The sequence below is a fragment of the Mesorhizobium maamorense genome, assembly GCF_044998965.1.
GTDB lineage: Bacteria > Pseudomonadota > Alphaproteobacteria > Rhizobiales > Rhizobiaceae > Mesorhizobium.
The window spans coordinates 5,070,799-5,089,106 of record NZ_CP173356.1 but is presented as its reverse complement, the minus strand read 5'-3'; the positions used below and the strand labels follow the sequence as shown (position 1 = coordinate 5,089,106).

The 18,308-nt window shown below is 62.5% G+C and carries 25 protein-coding genes and 1 pseudogene; 14 read left to right on the top strand and 12 right to left on the bottom strand.

The genetic code is table 11. The features are described 5' to 3' along the window. Positions 1-45: 45 nt before the first annotated feature. From rpmF to ACIU1A_RS25400, 7 genes are all read left to right on the top strand, one after another. Positions 46-228 (top strand): 50S ribosomal protein L32, encoded by a 183-nt coding sequence (rpmF, locus tag ACIU1A_RS25430; RefSeq protein ID WP_008834724.1) that lies wholly within the window; start codon positions 46-48, stop codon positions 226-228. Between the two features lie 346 nt (positions 229-574). Then, positions 575-1,069 (top strand): Lrp/AsnC family transcriptional regulator, encoded by a 495-nt coding sequence (locus tag ACIU1A_RS25425; protein WP_140500504.1) that lies wholly within the window; start codon positions 575-577, stop codon positions 1,067-1,069. Positions 1,070-1,071: 2 nt separating this feature from the next. Next, positions 1,072-1,929 (top strand): transporter substrate-binding domain-containing protein, encoded by an 858-nt coding sequence (locus ACIU1A_RS25420; RefSeq protein ID WP_404925551.1) that lies wholly within the window; start codon positions 1,072-1,074, stop codon positions 1,927-1,929. 101 nt (positions 1,930-2,030) lie between these two features. Then, a complete protein-coding gene (locus ACIU1A_RS25415) occupies positions 2,031-2,690 on the top strand; it encodes an amino acid ABC transporter permease (RefSeq protein ID WP_140568180.1) in 660 nt (219 codons plus the stop codon). After that, entirely contained in the window at positions 2,687-3,361 is a 675-nt protein-coding gene (locus ACIU1A_RS25410; protein ID WP_404925550.1) for an amino acid ABC transporter permease, read from the top strand. The genes ACIU1A_RS25415 and ACIU1A_RS25410 overlap by 4 nt, the downstream gene beginning before the upstream one ends. 31 nt (positions 3,362-3,392) lie before the next feature. After that, positions 3,393-4,346: an agmatinase gene (locus tag ACIU1A_RS25405; RefSeq protein ID WP_140558870.1), complete on the top strand. Its 954-nt coding sequence runs from the start codon at positions 3,393-3,395 to the stop codon at positions 4,344-4,346. A gap of 180 nt (positions 4,347-4,526) precedes the next feature. After that, a complete protein-coding gene (locus ACIU1A_RS25400; RefSeq protein WP_140500511.1) occupies positions 4,527-4,928 on the top strand; it encodes a hypothetical protein in 402 nt (133 codons plus the stop codon). Between the two features lie 2 nt (positions 4,929-4,930). Here the strand turns inward: ACIU1A_RS25400 and ACIU1A_RS25395 are convergent, their stop codons facing one another. From ACIU1A_RS25395 to ACIU1A_RS25385, 3 genes are all read right to left on the bottom strand, one after another. Beyond that, positions 4,931-5,362 carry a heme-binding protein gene (locus ACIU1A_RS25395; protein ID WP_140562417.1) on the bottom strand — a complete coding sequence of 144 codons (432 nt, stop codon included), beginning with the start codon at positions 5,360-5,362 and terminating at the stop codon, positions 4,931-4,933. A 189-nt stretch (positions 5,363-5,551) separates the two neighbouring features. Then, on the bottom strand, positions 5,552-5,785 hold the full coding sequence (locus ACIU1A_RS25390) for a hypothetical protein (RefSeq protein ID WP_140500515.1): 234 nt from the start codon (positions 5,783-5,785) through the stop codon (positions 5,552-5,554). A gap of 76 nt (positions 5,786-5,861) precedes the next feature. Continuing rightward, entirely contained in the window at positions 5,862-6,383 is a 522-nt protein-coding gene (locus ACIU1A_RS25385) for a winged helix-turn-helix transcriptional regulator (RefSeq protein WP_404925549.1), read from the bottom strand. An 88-nt stretch (positions 6,384-6,471) separates the two neighbouring features. Here ACIU1A_RS25385 and ACIU1A_RS25380 point away from each other — a divergent pair, with 88 nt between their 5' ends. Then, positions 6,472-7,356, top strand: a complete 885-nt coding sequence (locus tag ACIU1A_RS25380; RefSeq protein ID WP_404925548.1) for an alpha/beta fold hydrolase — start codon at positions 6,472-6,474, stop codon at positions 7,354-7,356. A gap of 49 nt (positions 7,357-7,405) precedes the next feature. Then, positions 7,406-8,062, top strand: coding sequence for a glutathione S-transferase family protein (locus ACIU1A_RS25375; protein WP_140517605.1), 657 nt, complete (start codon positions 7,406-7,408; stop codon positions 8,060-8,062). A 35-nt stretch (positions 8,063-8,097) separates the two neighbouring features. Here ACIU1A_RS25375 and ACIU1A_RS25370 read toward each other — a convergent pair whose 3' ends face one another. The 3 genes from ACIU1A_RS25370 to ACIU1A_RS25360 all read right to left on the bottom strand — a co-directional run bounded on the left by ACIU1A_RS25370 (position 8,098) and on the right by ACIU1A_RS25360 (position 9,919). Beyond that, positions 8,098-8,361: a helix-turn-helix transcriptional regulator gene (locus ACIU1A_RS25370; RefSeq protein ID WP_140500522.1), complete on the bottom strand. Its 264-nt coding sequence runs from the start codon at positions 8,359-8,361 to the stop codon at positions 8,098-8,100. 31 nt (positions 8,362-8,392) lie between these two features. After that, positions 8,393-9,640 (bottom strand): MFS transporter, encoded by a 1,248-nt coding sequence (locus ACIU1A_RS25365; protein ID WP_140500523.1) that lies wholly within the window; start codon positions 9,638-9,640, stop codon positions 8,393-8,395. Between the two features lie 84 nt (positions 9,641-9,724). Further along, a complete protein-coding gene (locus tag ACIU1A_RS25360) occupies positions 9,725-9,919 on the bottom strand; it encodes a DUF1192 domain-containing protein (protein ID WP_140500525.1) in 195 nt (64 codons plus the stop codon). Positions 9,920-10,040: 121 nt separating this feature from the next. Between ACIU1A_RS25360 and ACIU1A_RS25355 the strand changes: the two are divergent. Then, positions 10,041-11,050 (top strand): annotated as a pseudogene (locus tag ACIU1A_RS25355) (NAD(P)H-quinone oxidoreductase). A 195-nt stretch (positions 11,051-11,245) separates the two neighbouring features. Continuing rightward, positions 11,246-11,386 carry a DUF1127 domain-containing protein gene (locus ACIU1A_RS25350; protein WP_140500528.1) on the top strand — a complete coding sequence of 47 codons (141 nt, stop codon included), beginning with the start codon at positions 11,246-11,248 and terminating at the stop codon, positions 11,384-11,386. 293 nt (positions 11,387-11,679) lie between these two features. Here ACIU1A_RS25350 and ACIU1A_RS25345 read toward each other — a convergent pair whose 3' ends face one another. After that, entirely contained in the window at positions 11,680-12,834 is a 1,155-nt protein-coding gene (locus ACIU1A_RS25345) for an ISNCY family transposase (RefSeq protein ID WP_140898061.1), read from the bottom strand. 233 nt (positions 12,835-13,067) lie between these two features. Here ACIU1A_RS25345 and ACIU1A_RS25340 point away from each other — a divergent pair, with 233 nt between their 5' ends. Further along, entirely contained in the window at positions 13,068-13,760 is a 693-nt protein-coding gene (locus tag ACIU1A_RS25340) for a DUF1013 domain-containing protein (protein WP_140500530.1), read from the top strand. A 65-nt stretch (positions 13,761-13,825) separates the two neighbouring features. Here ACIU1A_RS25340 and ACIU1A_RS25335 read toward each other — a convergent pair whose 3' ends face one another. The 4 genes from ACIU1A_RS25335 to ACIU1A_RS25320 form a co-directional block, all read right to left on the bottom strand. Further along, positions 13,826-14,545: a YafY family protein gene (locus tag ACIU1A_RS25335; RefSeq protein ID WP_140500532.1), complete on the bottom strand. Its 720-nt coding sequence runs from the start codon at positions 14,543-14,545 to the stop codon at positions 13,826-13,828. A gap of 89 nt (positions 14,546-14,634) precedes the next feature. After that, entirely contained in the window at positions 14,635-15,078 is a 444-nt protein-coding gene (locus ACIU1A_RS25330) for a hypothetical protein (RefSeq protein ID WP_404925547.1), read from the bottom strand. 55 nt (positions 15,079-15,133) lie between these two features. Further along, positions 15,134-15,724 (bottom strand): DJ-1/PfpI family protein, encoded by a 591-nt coding sequence (locus ACIU1A_RS25325; protein WP_404925546.1) that lies wholly within the window; start codon positions 15,722-15,724, stop codon positions 15,134-15,136. Between the two features lie 84 nt (positions 15,725-15,808). Next, complete coding sequence (locus tag ACIU1A_RS25320) at positions 15,809-15,976, bottom strand: hypothetical protein (RefSeq protein ID WP_140500534.1); 168 nt, start codon at positions 15,974-15,976, stop codon at positions 15,809-15,811. Positions 15,977-16,285: 309 nt separating this feature from the next. On the opposite strand from ACIU1A_RS25320, the gene ACIU1A_RS25315 reads away from it, so the two are divergent. Further along, positions 16,286-17,233 (top strand): ring-cleaving dioxygenase, encoded by a 948-nt coding sequence (locus tag ACIU1A_RS25315; RefSeq protein ID WP_404925545.1) that lies wholly within the window; start codon positions 16,286-16,288, stop codon positions 17,231-17,233. Between the two features lie 97 nt (positions 17,234-17,330). Then, on the top strand, positions 17,331-17,510 hold the full coding sequence (locus ACIU1A_RS25310) for a hypothetical protein (protein ID WP_181165425.1): 180 nt from the start codon (positions 17,331-17,333) through the stop codon (positions 17,508-17,510). A 63-nt stretch (positions 17,511-17,573) separates the two neighbouring features. Here the strand turns inward: ACIU1A_RS25310 and ACIU1A_RS25305 are convergent, their stop codons facing one another. Then, positions 17,574-18,290: an SGNH/GDSL hydrolase family protein gene (locus ACIU1A_RS25305; protein WP_140500537.1), complete on the bottom strand. Its 717-nt coding sequence runs from the start codon at positions 18,288-18,290 to the stop codon at positions 17,574-17,576. Positions 18,291-18,308: the final 18 nt, after the last annotated feature.

Below are 18,308 nucleotides of genomic sequence, written 5' to 3'. Positions count from 1 at the left end.
TCACGAGGGCGGGCGGGGCTTTTGACCATGTAGTGGAGCATATCCATGGCCGTTCCAAAACGAAAAACCTCTCCGTCCAAGCGCGGCATGCGCCGCTCGGCAGACGCCCTCAAGGCCCCGACCTATGTCGAGGACAAGAACTCCGGCGAAATGCGCCGCCCGCACCATATCGACCTGAAGACCGGCATGTATCGCGGCCGCCAGGTGCTGACGCCCAAGGAAAGCTGAGACCAGCTTTCCTGATGTTTGAGCTAAAAAGACCGGCCGCTGGCCGGTCTTTTTGCGTCTGTCGGGACCGACGACCGACAGCGTAGCTGCGTCTCCAGGCCTTGATCTCCGATCGGCCCGGACGCCGCCTCATCGTGCATCCTCGAGGCATGGCCGATTGCATACCGCACATCGCCTTCGACTCGCTCGACACGACTTTTCCCAATGATCGAACCGTGAGCCCGATGCGCGGCAATCGCCGGAGGAAGCGTCGCTGGTGTTTTTCGCAATCTGTGGGATTGCCATAGACGGTTTCTTATGCGATTTTTGAATTTATAGTCGGAAATCGACACAGATTGGGAATTCGATGTGGGATTTCGTCAGCACAAGTGATCTCGACGATACCGAGCAGGCCGTGCTTTCCCAACTCAAGGTCGATGGGCGGATGTCGAGCGTGGATATCGCCAAGCGCATCGGCGTCACCGAAGCGACGGTGCGGCGGAAAATGGCCCGTGTGCTCGAGGATCCCGATATCTGCATCCAGGCGGTCGTGCGCCCTTTGCGCAGCGATGTCGGCATTGCGGCCATTGTCGGGCTCGACGTCGACCGCGAGCACATCATCAGTGTTGCTCGAAAACTATCGGAATACTCGTTCGTCGACAGCGTCTACGCCATGACCGGGCCGTTCGACATCATCATCCAGCTCACTTTGCCATCCACGACCAGCCTGCACGATTTCCTCGTCAGTGAACTGGCCAACGTTCCCGGGATCAAGGATTCCGAGAGCTACATGATCGGTCGCGTCTTCAAGCATAGCGGCCGGGCTTACCAGCACAGCAAAACCGAAGAAAAAAGAGGGTAACAATGGGTGAGTTTCTTTCCGCTTCGCGCCGCCGCGTCCTGACCCTTCTTGCCGCCGCGCCGCTCCTCCTGCCGTTCACTGCCACCGCCCATGCCGATGGGCTGGTCGACCAAATCAAGCAGCGCGGCACCATCCTTGTCGGAACCGAGGCCGCGTTCGAGCCGTTCGAATTCGTCCGCGACGGCCAGATCGTCGGCTATAACAAGGACATTCTCGACTATGTGGTCAGCCAGCTCGGCGTGAAGCTCGACCAGCTCAACCTGCCTTTCCAAGGCTTGCTGCCAGGGCTGCTGGCCAAGAAGTTCGACCTGATGGCGACCTCGACCGGCATCAACGCCGAGCGGGCGGCGAAATACGCCTACACGCGGCCAACCGGTTCGTTCGAGAACGTCGTCGTCGTGCGCGTCGACGAGGAGCGCATCAAGAAGCCGGAGGACATCAACGGCATGGTGGTGGCCACGCAACTCGCCTCCTCCGTGCAGCCCATCATCGAGGCCTATGACAAGGAGCTCAAGGATAAGGGCGGCAAGGGTGTCGGCGAGATGAAGCTGTTCACCTCCTTCCCCGAGACCCATGTCGCTCTGGCCTCCGGCCAGGTCGACGCCATCGTCATCGCCTCGCCTTCGGCGGCCGTTCTGATGAAGAACGTTCCCGATACCTACAAGGTCGTCGGCTCGATCGGCGAATTCTCCTATCTCTCCTGGGTGGTGCGGCCGGAGGACAAGGATCTGCGCGCCTTCATCAACGCCAAAATCGGCGACTTGAAGGACAGCGGCAAGCTGAAGGAGCTTCAGCTCAAATGGTTCGGGTTCGAGATGAAGACGCCAGACGAGGGTTATCTGCCGCCTGGCGCGCTCTAAGCCCCCAACCAGGCGCCCGGCGCTGCCGGACCGGTGGTTCCAGTCATTGGACGCGCCGGTCTCGGATGGCCCGGACGTCCAGGGATCATTCGAGCTGAAAAATGTTCCATTTTTCAAAGACGCTGACCTTCCTGCCGGAATTCCTGGCCGGCGCCGGCATCACGCTGAGCGTCTCGGCGCTGGGGTTTCTGGTGGGCACATTGATCGGCTTCGGCCTGCTCGCATGTGGCAGGTCGCGCTGGCGCGTGATCCGCTGGATCGGCGCGGTCTACACCAGCTTCATCCGAGGCACGCCGCTGATCGTGCAGATCTTCATGGTCTACTACGTGCTGCCGGGCCTCGTCGGTATCGACCTGCCGCCGCTCCTGGCCGGCGTGCTGGCGCTCAGCTTCAACAGCGCGGCCTTCGTCGCCGAAATCCTGCGCGCCGGGCTGACGCGCATTCCCGCCGGCCAGTACGAGGCGGCCAAGGCGCTCGGGCTGAAGCCTGCCGTGACCTGGTTCAAGGTCATCCTGCCGCAGCTCTTCCGCGCCATTATCCCACCGATGGTCAACGAGTTCACCATGCTGGTGAAGGCATCCTCGATCCTGTCGGTGATCGCGGTGGTGGAACTGACCCGCACCGCGCAGAACATCATGAACGTCACTTACCGGCCGGTCGAGGCCTTCTGCATCGCGGCGGTGCTGTATTTCGTCGTGCTGCTCTCATGCAGCGTGCTGACCAAGCGCCTGGAACGCAAGGCGCAAGGCGTACGCGCATGAGCTTCGATTTTTCCGTCATAGCGGACAACTGGCAGATCCTCGCCAACGGCTTCGGCAACACGGTGCTGATGTGCGCTGTCGCATTGCCGTTCGGCTTCGCGCTCGGCACCGTGCTGGCGCTTATCCGGCTGCGCGGCGGACGGGTGCCGACGGCGATCGTCTCAGCCTATGTCGAAATATTCCGCAATATCCCGTTCCTGATCCAGATATTCCTTTTGTTCTACGCCTTGCCGATGTTCGGTGTCAGGCTCTCGCCCGTGGTCGTTTCGATCGGCGCGCTGTCAGCCTATGCCAGCGCCTATTCGGCCGAGATCATCAGGGGCGCGATCCAGTCGATTTCGTACGGCCAGGTCGAGGCCGGCTACGCGCTGGGGCTGCGCTACCTGACTATCTTCCGCAAGATCCTGGTGCCGCAGGTGCTCGGCTACATCCTGCCCGCGGCCACCAATCTCACCATCACGCTGATCAAGGAATCGGCGATCCTGTCGGCGATCACCGTGCCGGAACTCACCTACATGGCCCAGAACATCATTGGCCGCACATTCTCGCCGGTGGAGATCTTCACCGCCATCGCATTGCTGTACTGGGGGCTGACGGCCTTCGTGGCAGCGATCTCGCGCAGCCTGGAGCACAGGCTGCAGCCTCATCTCGCAGCCCGCCGTGGCGCCTGATCCAAAAAAGCTTCAACGCAGAGGAGACCCCATGTCCAAACTCACCACCGCGCCGCGCGATGTCTTCCAGACATTCATGAACTTTCCGCTGGTCGAGGATCTCGACACGCTGAAGGCCGATGTCGCCATCATCGGCATGCCCTATGGCGATCCCTACACGATCGACGAGTTGATCAACGACCAGACCAATGCGCCGACCGCGGTGCGGCGCGCCTCGCAGCGGATCAGCCAGGCGCTCGACCGCTATGATTTCGACATCGGTGGGCCAGTCTTCGACGGCAAGGACATCAAGGTGGTAGACGTCGGCGACGTTCCCGGCGCGGCGGCCGATCATGTCGGGCACTACGGCAGAGCCGAAGCGGCGATTCGCAAGATCCGCGCCGCGGGCGCACTGCCGATCACAATCGGCGGCGACCACGGCATTCCGATCCCGATCTTCCGGGCGCTTGACGGCGAGGGTCCGATCACGCTGGTTCAGCTCGATGCCCATCTCGACTGGCGTGACAACGTCAACGGGGTCAAGGAGGGCTATTCCAGCACCATCCGCCGGGCCTCAGAAATGACGCATATCAAGGATATTTTCCAAGTCGGCGTTCGCGGCCAAGGCAGCGCGCGCACCGAGGAGGTCGAGGCCGCCCGCGCCTATGGCGCCAACATCATCACCACCAATGAATGGCAGGACATCGGCACCGCCGCGCTCCTGAAGCGAATTCCCGACGGCGGTCGCTACTATCTCACCATCGATGCCGACGGCCTCGATCCGGCGGTGATGCCGGCGGTCGAGGGGCCACAGCCGGGCGGCGTCAGCTACCGGCAGACGATTGAGCTCATCAAGGGGCTGGTCGGCAAAGGAAGGCTGGTCGGCATGGATATCGTCGAGATCGCGCCGGCGCGCGACGTCAACGAGATCACCTCGATGACGGCCGGCCATATCATCCTCAACGTCATCGGCGCGGCCGTGCGCGCCGGCTACTTCAAGCGCTGATCGCGAGCGGGGTGCGCGGTCACGCATCCCGCGGCTCGATTTCTAAGATGTCGGCCGGACAACCGGCTGACATCGTTGTTGCATTCGGTCTTCTAGCGTGTTTGGGGCGTGCTGCGAAAATTCTTGACGGCGTGCCGGTGGCGCACTCTACAAAGGGGTGCCCCCAAATGGAGACGCCAGATGTTCGGTGCCGTCCCGCTGCTGATCGTGCCCTTTGTCCTCTACAATCTCGGGCTGCTCGGAATATTCGGCAGCGGTGACGATCCCTGGGCAAGCGAGGTCTTTTCCGTCGGCATGATGTCCGGCGGGGTGTTCTCGATGACGCTCGGCGACCTTATGGTGCTGATCGGGCTCATCTTCCTCTTCGTCGAGATCGTGAAATCGGCGCGCACTACGAACGCCTCGATCATGGACCATCTGTTGTCGACGCTGGTCTTCGTGGCCTTCCTGGTCGAGTTCCTGCTGGTCAAGGGCGCCGCGCACTCGGTCTTCTTCACGCTGATGATCATCGCGCTGTTCGACGTGCTCGCCGGCTTCTCGGTGTCGATGCGGTCGGCGAGCAGGGATATCAACCTGAATTAACCTCAGCCCGGATCGGCGGTGAAGCCGGCGGCCTCGATGCCGGCGATGGCGGCGGCTTCGTCATTGTCCGAGCTGTCGCCCGAAATACCGACCGCGCCTATGATGCTGCCTGCCTTGTCGCGGATCAGCACGCCGCCCACGACTGGCAACACGCGTCCGCCCGAGACGTCGGAGATGCCGGTCATGAGATGCGGGCGCTCCTTGGCGAAGGCCTCGACGCGGCGCGAGCCCATGCCGATGGCGAGCGCGCCATAGGCCTTGCCGGCCGACATTTGCGGGCGCAGGAACGAGGCGCCGTCCTGGCGCTGGAAGGCGACGAGATGGCCGCCGGCGTCGAGCACCGAGACGCCGAGCGGCCTGAGCTTGAGCTCCGCGCCCTTGGTGAAGGCGGCATCGATGATCTCGAGGGCTTTGTCGAGCGGCAGTGCGGTCATGGCGATCTCCTGTTTGAACGGATAATCATCGGCAGCCAGCCGGACGAGGCAATCCAGGTTCCGGTTGAAATTGCTTCGTGGAAAGCGGGGTGAACGCGCCGATCCGGATCGCGCCTATGCCGCGATCCACCAAATGCGATCAACGGCCACCGGCTCAGGGCCGGCAACGAAGCAACCGGGAGCGGCGTGCTACTTCTTCTTGGCGCGGGCGGGCTTCTTGGCGGGCACTGCCGGCGCGTTGGCAAGGTCTTCGGCTTCCTTGGCCAGCCGCAGCGCCCGCAGCTTGTCGGTCTTGACCTTGCGGGCATCGCTCTCGGCGACATACTCGGCCATCGCCTTCTGTCGGACCGTGGCCGCTTCCTCCTGCTTCTTGAAGCGCAGATCGGCGCGCGCGCGGGCAGTATCCCTAGAGTTCTCAACCAAGAGTCTGTTCCAATCTCGTGACGTGATTTTCGGCCTCTTGTAGCAGAGCCGGCCATTCAACGGGGAAAATAGTTGGTCACGCGGCCGGGTTGGCGCCGAGAGCCTTGCTGGCGAGCACGGCCTCATAGGCGGCCTGCAGCGTCGCGCGTACAGAGGGGCCGGACGCTGCATCGAGAGCCGTGCCGAGATGCTCATGGCGCAACTCGTCCATGAATTTCTCCCATAGCGGCGGCCCGCCCTTTTCCAGAAGCTCGGCCCGGATCGACAATTCCTCGCTGACCGGCAGCCAGACGCGGCCCCAGGCGCCGAGATGGGCAAGGATCGGCACCAGGGTGATCGCCATTTCGGTCAGGCTGTAGATCGCCTTCTGCTTGTGCGAAGGATCGTCGGCCTTGGTCAGCATGCCCAGATCCATCAGCCGCTTCAGCCGGTCGGCCAGTATGTTGGAAGCAATGCCTTCCATCGACCCGTTGAGCAACTCGCGAAAATGGCGCCTGCCGCCAAAAATCATATCGCGAAGGATGATCAGGCTCCAGCGGTCGCCGAACACTTCCAGCGAAAGATTGATCGGGCAACCCGAGCGGCGATCGATGTTCATTCGATTTCTCCAAAACCGGTTGCATTATTGTATCGGTTTATTATGGTGCAACCGATTGCAAAATGCAAGCAGATGAGGAGGCCACGCGATGACGAAGACCGGACGCCCCACTATCATATCCGAAGCCTTTGGCGACCCCGCCGACCCCGCTCTGCTGCTGATCATGGGAGCGATGGCCTCAATGCTGTGGTGGCCGGAGGCGTTTTGCCGGAAACTCGCCGCCGCGGGACTGTTCGTAATCCGCTATGATAATCGAGATACCGGCCGCTCGACCAAATACCCGCCGGGAGAGCCGCCCTACACGTTCGACGACATGGCCGACGATGCGATCGGCGTTCTCGACAGCCATGGCCTCGACAAGGCGCATATCGCCGGCATGTCGATGGGCGGCATGATCGCGCAGCTCGTGGCGCTCAAGCATCCGTCCCGTGTCGCGTCGCTGACCGTGATCAGCAGCTCGCCGATGGGGGTGGACACCTCGTACCTGCCGCAGACCAGCGATGCCTATATCAAACATTCGGCTGAAGGCGCGCACATTGACTGGTCGGATCGCCGCCAGGTCATCGACTTCATGATCAAAGATGCCAAGGCGATCGCCAGCACAGCACATCCCTTCGACGAGGGCCGCATGAAAGCCTTCATCGAGCGGGACTATGATCGCTCCGCCGGCCTGCTCAGCGCGACCAATCATTTCCTGCTCAAGGGCGATAGTGACCGATGGAGGGGCCGACTGCACGAGATGAACGCGCCGCTGCTGGTCATCCATGGTACGGCCGATCCCATCTTTCCGGTCGAGCATGGCGAAGCGCTGGCCGGGGCGGTCGCCGGCGCGAAACTCCTCCGGGTTGAAGGCGGCGGCCACGAACTGCATCCGGACGATTGGGGTGTGATCGTCGCCGGCATCGTTGCTCATATCCGGGCCGATTGGCACTCAAAGCGCGGTCCTGACGCCACAAGTTTGGGCAATAGTTAAGTAAACATTTCGGTCTAGACGACGTGAACCCCGAGACAGGTGAGCAAAAATGTCCCTGACGCTTCACTATCATCCGCTGGCCTCGTTTTGCTGGAAGCCGCTGATCGCGCTCTACGAGAACGGCACGCCGTTCGCGTCCGTCATCGTCGATCTCGGCGACGAGCAGTCGCGAGCGGCCTTCCTGAAGATAGCGCCCTGGGGCAAGATGCCCGCTTTGCGTGACGATGCGCGCGACCGCACCGTGCTGGAGTCGACCCTCGTCATCGAGTATCTGGCCGCGCACTATCCCGGACCGGTCGACCTCGTCCCCGCCGATATCGACCTCGCAATCGCGGTTCGCCAGGCCGATCGCTTTTACGATCTCTATGTGCAGGAACCGATGCAGAAGATCGTCGGGGACCGGCTGCGCCCGGAACGTAGGACCGATCCGTTCGGCGTCGAACAGGCGCGCGACCAGTTGCGCAATTCCTACGCGATCATCGAGCAGGAGATGGCGTCGAGGAACTGGGCTGTGGGCGACGCCTTCACCATGGCCGATTGCGCGGCCTCGCCGGCCCTGTTCTACGCCAACAAGGTCGAGCCATTCGGCGACAGATATCCTGCCGTGAGTCGCTACCATGACCGGCTGTTGCAGCGGCCGGCCTTCGCCCAGGTGATTGAGGAGGCGCAGCCCTATTTCAAGCTCTTCCCCTATAATGATGGCTGATCGTGGTGCGTGACCGGTCGTTTGAACAGGAACGATCAAGTCTCCCAAAATTGGTCGAGCCAGATGTTGAGTTTCAGGAAGCCGGCATTGCTCACCGTATAGACGCGCCGCGTGCCTTCGGCCTTGGCGTGGACAAGGCCGGCATCGAGCAACACCTTCAGATGCTGCGATACGGCCGGACGTGAGACCGGCAGCCCGGCAGCCAGTTGATTAACGGTTTTGGGACCGCGTCGAAGTTCTTCCAGGAGATGGCGCCGGTTGGGATCGGCGATCGCCATGAAGGCGTCGGAAAGCATCATGCCTCATTTGTGGGGCAAAGTTCTTCGAATCTCAACCGTTTGCTTCTGCTTTTCTTCTTGGGTCAAGCCGCAATGCTTCCGGCGTCACCGAACGGTCGGCGGGCTGCGTCTTGAAGGCGTCGCGGTCCTCGATCGGCACCGGCGCGCGGCGGCTAATGCGCAGCAGCGTGTAGCCTGCCAGGGAAAGATGCGCGAAGGCGGTCGCCAGAAACAGGCCCTCCGGACGCATCCAGCCCATCAGGGCGGCCGCCAGCAAGGGTCCGATCATGGTGCCGAAGCCATAGAGCAGCAGCAGGCCGCCCGAAACCTTGACGAAGTCCTCGGCACTGGCGTGGTCGTTGGCATGCGCCACGGCGATCGAATAGAGCGTATAGGCGAAAGCACCGTAAGCGGCGGTGAAGACGATGACGAAGACGCCGGAGCGCGGCTCGAACAGGAAGATCAAGAGCGCGAACAGCGCAGCGCCGAAAGCGGCACCCGCCAGTACGAAGCGCCGGTCGGTCTTGTCGGAGAAACGCCCGGCCGGAAGCTGCATGGCGGCACCCGCCACCACCACCAGGCTCATCATCAAGGCGATCTCGGCGGTGGAGATGCCGATGCGGGCGCCATAGACGGCGCCAAGCGTGCCCCATGCGCCGTTGGCGATGCCGATGAGGACGCAAGCGATGGCCGAAACCGGCGAGTTGGCGTAGAGCCCCTTGACGTCGAGCTTGACGTCCTGGAGCGGCTTGGGGTGCGAGGCGGTCGATACCGCGGTCGGGATGAGTGACAGGCAGAACAGGATGCCGGTGATCATGAAGAGTGAGGCCGATTTCACGTCGCCGCCGGCGACGATCATCTGCCCGCCCATGATCGAGGCATAGGTAACCATCATATAGAGGCCGAAGACGGTGCCGCGATTCTCGTTGGTGGCCTTTTCGTTCAGCCAGCTTTCGATGACCATGAAGGCGCCGGCCATGGTGAAGCCGGTGAAGGCGCGCAACAGGATCCAGACATATTCGTCGATGACCAGTCCGGTGAGCAGCGCAACGATGGCGCCGGACGCGGCGAAGGCGCCGAAGGCGCGCACGTGGCCGGCACGGCGCACGATACGTGGTGCAAAGAAGCAGCCGGTGACGAAGCCGCCGGCCCAGGCTGTGCCCATCAGGCCAAGCGATGCGGTGGAGAAGCCTTCCACCTGGCCGCGCAGCGGCAACAGCAAGCCGTGCAATCCCGACGCTGCCAAAAGGAAGGCGGTGCCCCGAAGCAGCGAAAGGATCGGTCTGTAGGCTGCGAGCATTTTTTGATCCGGCTGAAATCGAGGAGAGACGCAGAGTCTGAAGACAGTCGCATTCGGGCTTTTCGGAGGCGGGTCTTTTCGGCCTTATCCGCGGCGGAACAGCGCCTCGGCCGCGGATTTGGTGCTGTCCTTCGACTTGAGTTCAGCCTCCAACCGGGCGATCTCGTCACGCAGGATGCCGATCCGTTCCGACAACTCGCCGACGGAGAGCAGCGACAGGTCCTGGCCGATCTCGTGCGGACGCGCCTTCTTCTTGGGTTCGTCGTCGAAGATCGCCATTTGTGCTCCTCCTCCGCCATACCGATTGGCCATTTGCCTGATTTGCCAATGAGCATACATAGGGCAGGGGCGTCGATGCAAACAGCCGGCAAGAATGCGGCGAGGAAAGACGGGAGATTTCATGGCGAGCGGATCTAAAATTCCGGCAAGGATGATGGCCATCGCGATCTCCGAGCCGGGTGGGCCCAGGGTGCTGAAACCGGAGACGCGCGATGTGCCTGTGCCCGGTCCCGGCGAGATATTGATCAAGGTGCGCGCCGCCGGCGTCAACAGGCCCGACGTGCAGCAGCGGAAGGGCGCCTATCCGCCGCCGCCCGGTGCGTCGGACCTGCCGGGCCTGGAGGCGTCGGGCGAAGTGGCCGCGCTCGGCGACGAAATCTCTCGCTGGCGCCTTGGCGAGCGCGTCTGCGCGCTCACCCCGGCGGCGGCTATGCCGAATATGTCAAGGTTCATGCCGGCAGCGTGCTGCCGCTGCCGGCCGGTTTCACCCACACGGAAGCGGCGGCCGTGCCGGAAAACTATTTCACCGTCTGGCACAATGTGTTCGAGCGCGGCGGCTTGAAGAAAGGCGAAACGCTGCTGGTTCATGGCGGCTCTTCGGGTATCGGCACAACGGCGATCCAGCTTGCATCGGCCTTCGGTGCCCATGTCATCACCACGGCCGGCAACAAGGAGAAATGCGATGCCTGCCTGAAGCTCGGAGCCGACCGGGCGATCAACTACCGCGAGGAGGATTTCGTCGCGGCGGTCAAGGAAGCGACGGGCGGCAAGGGTGCCGACGTCATCCTCGACATGGTCGGCGGCGACTATGTGGCGCGCAACTACGAGGCCGCGGCGGTCGAGGGCCGGATCGTCCAGATCGCCCTGCAAGGCGGCGCGGTGGCGAGCGCCGATTTCTCGAAAATCATGGCCAAGCGGCTTGTTCATACCGGTTCGACACTGAGGCCGCGCACCGTCGAGTTCAAGGCGGCGCTGGCAGCCGCGCTCGAAGCGCAGGTGTGGCCGTTGCTCGGCACGCGCCGGATCGCGCCCGTCATGGACATGATCTTCCCGCTTGCCGATGCCTGGCGGGCGCATGAGCGTATGGAGGAAGGCGAGCATATCGGCAAGATCGTGCTCGACGTCGGCTGACGGCAACATTGCCGATACCCGGCTGGCCGAGGCGGGCTCATACCCGCGACCCGGCCCCTGCCTGCAAGCTGAACAAAAGCTTAATGGTGCAATGCAGCATTTGCATCATTGCTATGCAAAATCAGCCATTCAAGTGCCGCTCGATGATGACTATTTGAGCATCATCGAAACGAACACCCCATTTGGAGGACTGACATGAACCCGATCCGCGCTTTCCGTAACTGGCGTATGTACAACGAGACCGTGCGCGAACTGAACCGCCTCAACGCGCGCCAGCTCAGCGATCTCGGCATCAACCGCGCCGACATCGAGAAGATCGCCCGCCAGGCGATCTGACTTCAGGAACCACCCCGCCGCAAGGCGGGGTCGCAAAGCAGAGCCGCCGCAGACGCTTGCTCGTCGCCGGTTCCGAACCCGCCGGACCTTGTCCGGCGGGTTTTGTCTTTCTGGATCCCAAACATATTCGCGGCACCATTTTCGTGCCGGTCCGTGATCGATCCGCCCCCGGTGTGGTTGCCAGATCGACGCGCGTTCCCAAAACGCATTCCCAAAAACATGTCGGTAGCTAATCAAGTTGTCCGGTTTGGTAGCACATGATCTGTCCGCTTCTGTTTTGGCGTCGAAGCGGTTCACGCGGCTTGCCTGATGGGGCAAGTGTCTTCGATTGCGGCGCCGTCAGAGCTGTAGCGAGCGATGCGGCGCGGCCCGTGAAAGATCGCCAGGGTTCCATCCGGGTAGTGCCTGACCTTGACGGTGGCTTTGACGAAGTGATGCCGGATCGGGCTCTGCGGCAGCTGCAATCGCAGCCGCGCGAAGGCGACCGTGTTGTCGCGGGCAACGACGCGCTCCTCCTCGATGCACAGGATCTGGGCCAGTTGTTGCGGGTCTGCGGCGACAAAGGCGCTGTCCTCGACCGCGGCCGGCCTGGCGAAGCGGGCATTGTGAGCTGGTAGGTAGGTCTGTGCGATGAACCGGTTGGCGGCCTCGATGTCGGCAATTCCGGCCAGCGCCAGCTCCCTCGGCAGCCGATCCTGCAAGGTGGAGAACATCCGCTCCGAGCGGCCTCGCGCTTCAGGGGAATAGGCTGGAATATGTTCGATACCCAGCCGCTCGAGCGCCCGGCCGACCTGGGTCAGCCGGCTTTTGTCGACCGCCTCGCCGGCCTTCAGCGTCACGAAATAGTGGCTGCCGCGATCGCTGTAGAGGCTCGATGGCAATCCCTTGGCGACGAATGTCTCCAGAAGGCCCTGAAAGCTCGACGCCGTGCCTTCCTCCTCGATCAGGAAGGCCGAATAGATCGTGCTCGTCGCATCGTCCATCGTCACGATCAGGTCCAGCATCGGCTCACCCGCCAGCCATCGATGACGGCTGCCATCCTGATGCAGCATCATCCCCTCGCAAGGCTTCCTCTCCCGCTTGCGCCGGTGAGCACCGCGCCGCTTGGCCCGTTCCACAAGGCCCGCCGCGTGGAGCTGCGTCTTGATGAAGGTGTAACCCCAGCTGAAATGGTGATCGCGCAGCAGGTGCTCGTGGAAATGCTTCACATTCCAGCCGAGGTAGCGATGACGGTAAAGCTCCAGCATCTCCTCAATCGCTTCCGCCGGCACCCGACGCGTCGAAAGCTTGCCCAAGCGCCGATCCAGCAACCCTGCTTCCCCAGCCTCTTCGTACCGGTCGCGGTAGCGTCGGAATTGCCGCTCCGACATGCCAAGCAACTCGCCTGCCTCCATCATCGAAAGATCGCCACCATTCCAGCGGCTCAATACGTCTCGAAACTTCTGCATTCTCCGGTCCTGTAGCCATGCCGTCCGCTTCATCCCCAGCCTCCATCCGCTGGCGATAAAACCGGACAACTCACGTGCTACCTAATCCGGACAACTCATCTGCTTACGACACGCATTCCCAAAAACATTGCGGAACCGCCGGAGAGCGGTTATATAACCTGCGAATTTCCCATTTTGGTGGCTCTAAACCACCGCCCGCGCGGGAACGCGGGCGAACGAGAAGGATTTTTAAAATGGCCAATACGCTGCTGATGCCAAAGGCGACCGCTGTCTGGCTGGTCGACAACACCGCGCTTTCCTTCGAGCAGATAGCACAGTTCTGCGGGCTGCATCCGCTCGAGGTCAAGGCGATCGCCGACGGCGAATCGGCGCAAGGCATCAAGGGCATGGATCCGATCATGACCGGCCAGTTGACCCGCGACGAGATCGCGCGTGCCGAGAAGGATCCGAACCAGCGGCTGAAGCTCTCGGACCCCAAGGTGCGGGTGCCGGAATCCAAGCGCAAGGGTCCGCGCTATACCCCGCTGTCGAAGCGTCAGGACCGACCTAACGCCATTCTCTGGTTGGTGCGCAACCATCCCGAATTGAAGGACGCGCAGATCTCGCGCCTCGTCGGCACCACCAAGTCCACGATCGAGCAGATCCGCGAGCGCAAGCACTGGAACTCTGCCAACCTGCAGCCGATGGACCCGGTGACGCTCGGTCTCGCCTCGCAGATCGATCTTGACATGGAAGTCAACCGCGCATCGCGCGGCCGCGAGCAGGCGCAGCCGGTCGGCGACACACTGCTGCCGGCGGCGCTGACCGAGCGCCTGGTTCCGGCTCCCGAAAAGCCGAAGGACGAGGATGCCGAACTCGACGCCAACGCCGTGTTCGCCAAGCTCTCGGCTCTGAAGTCGAAGGACAAGGATAACGACGAGGAGTAGAATTCTCGCGAACTCGACCGAAAAGCCCGCTTCGAGCGGGCTTTTTTACTTACGGGTTGGAGATCTCAGCTTCGCGCCGCACGGTCCGGCGCCATGCCGTAATCCTCGCTGCGTTCCACCGCCCGGTAAAAATCGGCGAGCTGCTTGCCGCGCTCCGGCTTGAAGACGCGGCCTGCGATGACCACCGAGGCGATGCGATCGATGCGGAAGGCGCGGAAATCGTCGCGCATCTCGCACCAGGCGACCAGTGTCCACACCTTGCCCCAGAACCAAAGGCCCAAGGGCCTGATGTCGCGGGCGGTGCCGCGGCCAGCTTCGTCCGAATAGTCGATGGTCAGCACCTGGCGCTTCTCTATGGCGCGCTCGATCAGGTCGATCGCTTCGCGCGCGGCGTCGCTCACCACCCACATCGGCGTGTGGATCTCAGTGCGGGCGATACGGTCCTTTTCGGCATCGGGCAGCACAGCGCCGATCTTGACCAAAGCCTCATCAGCGGCCCGGGCCATGGCCGCACCGCCAAAGGCACGCACCATGCGGGCGCCGGCGACCAACGCCACGATCTCGTCACGCGTGAACATCAGCGGTGGAAGGTCGAAACCCTCCCTCATCATGTAGCCGACGCCCGCTTCCCCGTCGATCGGCACTCCGGTCGACTGAAGGTCGGCTATGTCGCGATAGATGGTTCGCTCGGAAACCTCGAGCCATGTGCCAAGCTTCTGCGCGGTGACCAGACGGCCACCGCGCAGATGCTGCACGATCTGGAAGAGCCTGTCGGCGCGTCGCATCGTATGGTCCCTCGATGTTGTTCCTATGCATGTCGCCCAAAACCGGTTCCCACTTTTGGGCTGCATGCATCGTGTTCTTGCGCATGCCTTTATTCCGAAACCGCAGAACACTCGGCGGCATGCATCATGGTTTCAGGCCTTCGCACTCGCGCTGCGCGGCCACAAATTCCGCGCCGAAGGACAATTTCCTCCTTGTCGGCGTCATTGGCATCGAGCTCGCGCCAGAAGGGCGCGACATCGCTCAGCGTCATGCCGCGCCCGAGATCCTCAATGGCTGCTTCGGCAACGGTACGCCGATGATAGCCGATCGCGACCGGGCATGTCACTTCGGCGCCACGGTCAAAGGCAAGCGCCGTGCGCAGCACGCGAACGTCCATCTCGACGCCTTCGGGAATCGAGCGGATGAATTCGTCGACCTGTTGCGCCGTCGGCACCAGCATCGTCTGGTCTTCGACTCCATCTGCCACCGTGCGCGGGGCCGGTTTGATGCCGTTCACCCCCGGCGTGTTCAATCTGTCGGTCCAGCTCTTCATCGCTCGTCCTGTTCACCGCTCGCATCTATGGCATGGCGCTCCTGACACCATTCTGTCAGGAGGGTTCAGCATACTCCCTGGCGAATAGCGTCCGCATCTCGGCAAGTTCGCCGTTTCGTTCAGGATAGAGCGTCTTCAGGAAGGCCAGCGCGAAGGTGCCGGGCGCCGAACCTGGCGCGGAAACGATCTTGCCGTCGGACACGGCATGCGGCACGTCCTGATAATTGTGATCGCCAGCATAGCCAGCAATGTGGCGATTGATCCAGTCACGGCCATTGCTGGTGTGCCTCGCCTTCTCGAACATGCCGGCTCGGGCCAGCGCCAGTGTTCCGGCGCAGATACCGCCGACGACACCATCCCGCATCGCAACGTCCCTGAGCAATTCCGCCACCTCGGGCGGCGCCTCGCCCGCCCATCGGTCGGAGCCAATGACGACGATGGCATCGAGATCGGCATTTTCATCGGCGCCGGCCGAGCGGTCGGGCGTCAGCCGGAAACCGCTGATCCCGCTCACCGGCCTGCCATCGGGTGTCAGCGAAACCGCGCGGGCGCCGAACCATTCGACCGCCGAGGTCGCCAGCAGGCCATATTCCCAGTCGGCGAAGCCGTCTATGAAAAGAAGGCCGATTGTCTTCTGCTTGGGCATACGCTCGCTCCGTCCCTCGCGTGCCGGACTTATCATCTGGGCGTTGGGGCGCCTACATCCAACCGCTTTGCCGAAAAATTCGTCTCAATTGTCGCGAAGGCGACGTTCGGCATACATGTCCGGCCAGCCGATATCCTTGCGAATGTCCGCCGGCAGCGAGTTGATAAACCGCTGGGTGCGGATCTCGTTGCGCATCGTACGAATCTTGCCGACATAGTGCTGCATGCCGCGCAGAATGGTGGAACCGGTCATGGCTAGTCTCCTCTCTGTGAATGAAGACAGTATCGCACACCCCTCCTGACAGCAGTCTGTCAGGAGGATGGCAGGGCCTGGATAATAGTTGCGATCGGTGCGTTATCCCTGTGAAGGTATCGTTTTCACTGCATCAGACCGCGGCCCGAAGCAGGTTTAGAAGGCCGAGATCGTTCACTAATGCATGCCTGGTCATGATCCATTGTTCAGCCTTTGGCGACGGACTGTCAGGATACGTGGTCTCCAGCCAGGGATCCGAAGTTCTGATATGGAAGGAGAAAATTCTTCCCCAAAAACAGGGAGACGACCATGAGCCTTCAACTGACAGGAATTCACCATCTGACCGCCATCACCGCCAATGCGCGTGGAAATCTTCATTTCTATACAAGGGTGCTGGGCTTGCGGCTGGTCAAGAAGACGGTGAACCAGGACGATACCTCAGCCTACCACCTCTTCTATGCCGATGGCGAAGCGACGCCGGGCACCGACCCTACTTTCTTCGACTGGCCGGTCGGCCGCGAGCGACGCGGCACCCACAGCATTGTGCGGACCAGCCTCAGGGTTGGTGGCCAGGACAGCCTTGCCTGGTGGAAGCAACACTTGACTGACGAAAATATCGTCACGAGTGAGATTGCCGACATCGGTGGCTACGCCAGCCTGGATTTCGAGGACCCCGAGGGCCAGCGTCTGCGCCTCGTCAGCGATGACGGCAAGGGCGACAGCCGCCCCTGGGCGCAAAGCCGCGTGCCGGTCGAACACCAGATCCGCGGGCTCGGGCCGATCGTCATCAGCGTTCCCGACCTCACCAATACCGAAGCAGTGGTGACGCAAGTGATGAACATGCGCAAGGTCCGAGACTATGCCTCGCCGGAGGGCCAGGTTCAGGTCTTTGAAATGGGCGAGGGTGGGCCGGCGGCGGAATTGCACGTCCTGGTGCAGCCGGGACTGGCGCCGGCAAGGCAAGGTGCCGGTGCGGTTCATCACGTCGCCTTCAGGGCGCCGGACCAGGAGACGCTGCATCAATGGACGGCGCGGCTGGCCGAATTCCGTCTGCCGTCGAGCGGCGAGGTCGAGCGCTATTATTTCCGCTCGCTCTATTTCCGCGAGCCGAATGGCATCCTGTTCGAGATCGCCACTGACGGGCCGGGGTTCACCGCCGACGAACCGCTGGAGACGCTGGGCGAAAAGTTGGCCCTGCCGCCATTCCTGGAATCGAAGCGCGCTTCGATCGAGGCCGGCCTCAAGCCGCTGAAGTAGATCGTTCCCCGATCAAAGGCTGGCGCCGCGTTCCAGTCCGGATCGCGGCGCCTATTTTATTCGAGCGACGAACGACGCGCTTTGACAGCCGACCGCGATGCTGGTCAAAGGCGGCATGTCGAAACTCCTCGCCCTCGTCATCCTTGGCATCATGGTCATCCAGTTGATCAAGCCGCTCGGCTGGCCGGGGCTGAAACGGCGCAGCGACTTCTGGAAGCTGGCGCTCCTGGCCATGGCGGCCATTTCGATAACGGCCGTGCTTGGACATTGGACGTAGCGCAGTTCCAGGAAGCCTGGAATGCGCAGGATGGAATATCGGGCCGGCACGAGCCGGCGGCAATCACTCTTCGATCACGCAGCCGACGAGGTGCTCGGCCCAGGCCCGGTAACCGGCTTCCGATGCATGAAATCCGTCCGAGGCGAAGCCGGCTTCGGGATTGGTGATCGGCAAGCGCGGCGCCGGCACCGCACCGCGTTCGAGGCAAAGACGTTTGCCCATCCGGTTCATCTCACCGGCGCGAATTTCCAGGATCTTGCCGAGCAGCGGCGGCATGGCTGGCGCTTGCGTGAACTCCAGCACAGGAGACCACACCACGCGGGCCTCAGGCCATTTAGCGCGCAGGGCGTAGAGCAGACCGCCGAACGCCCTCTTGAAGCGGGGCACGGAGTGGAAATTCTTGGTGTCGTTGGTGCCAATGGCGAGCACGATATGCGTCCACGGATCGGCCGAGAGATTGGGCAGGACGTGGTCGCGGATCTGCCCCGACGTCGCCGAATTGAACCCGGCGGCGCGCCAGCGCACGGCGCGGCCGGTTCGCTGCGAGATCAGGACGGCCAGCTGCGCGGCCAGGCCATTCTCGGATTTTTCGATGCCGACCGAGGCGGCGGAGGAATCGCCCAGCACCAGCAGCCAGACCGCCGGCTGGCCGCCGGCGATCTCATGCATGACCGGGCCTTGCGCGGGCAGCATGCGCGAGGTGCGTCGGCGTACGCCAAGCCCTTGCCAGACATAGACAGGGAAGGCGAGCCAGGTGAGGAGAGCCGGAAAGCGTCGCATCGAGCAGCAATTAACGCA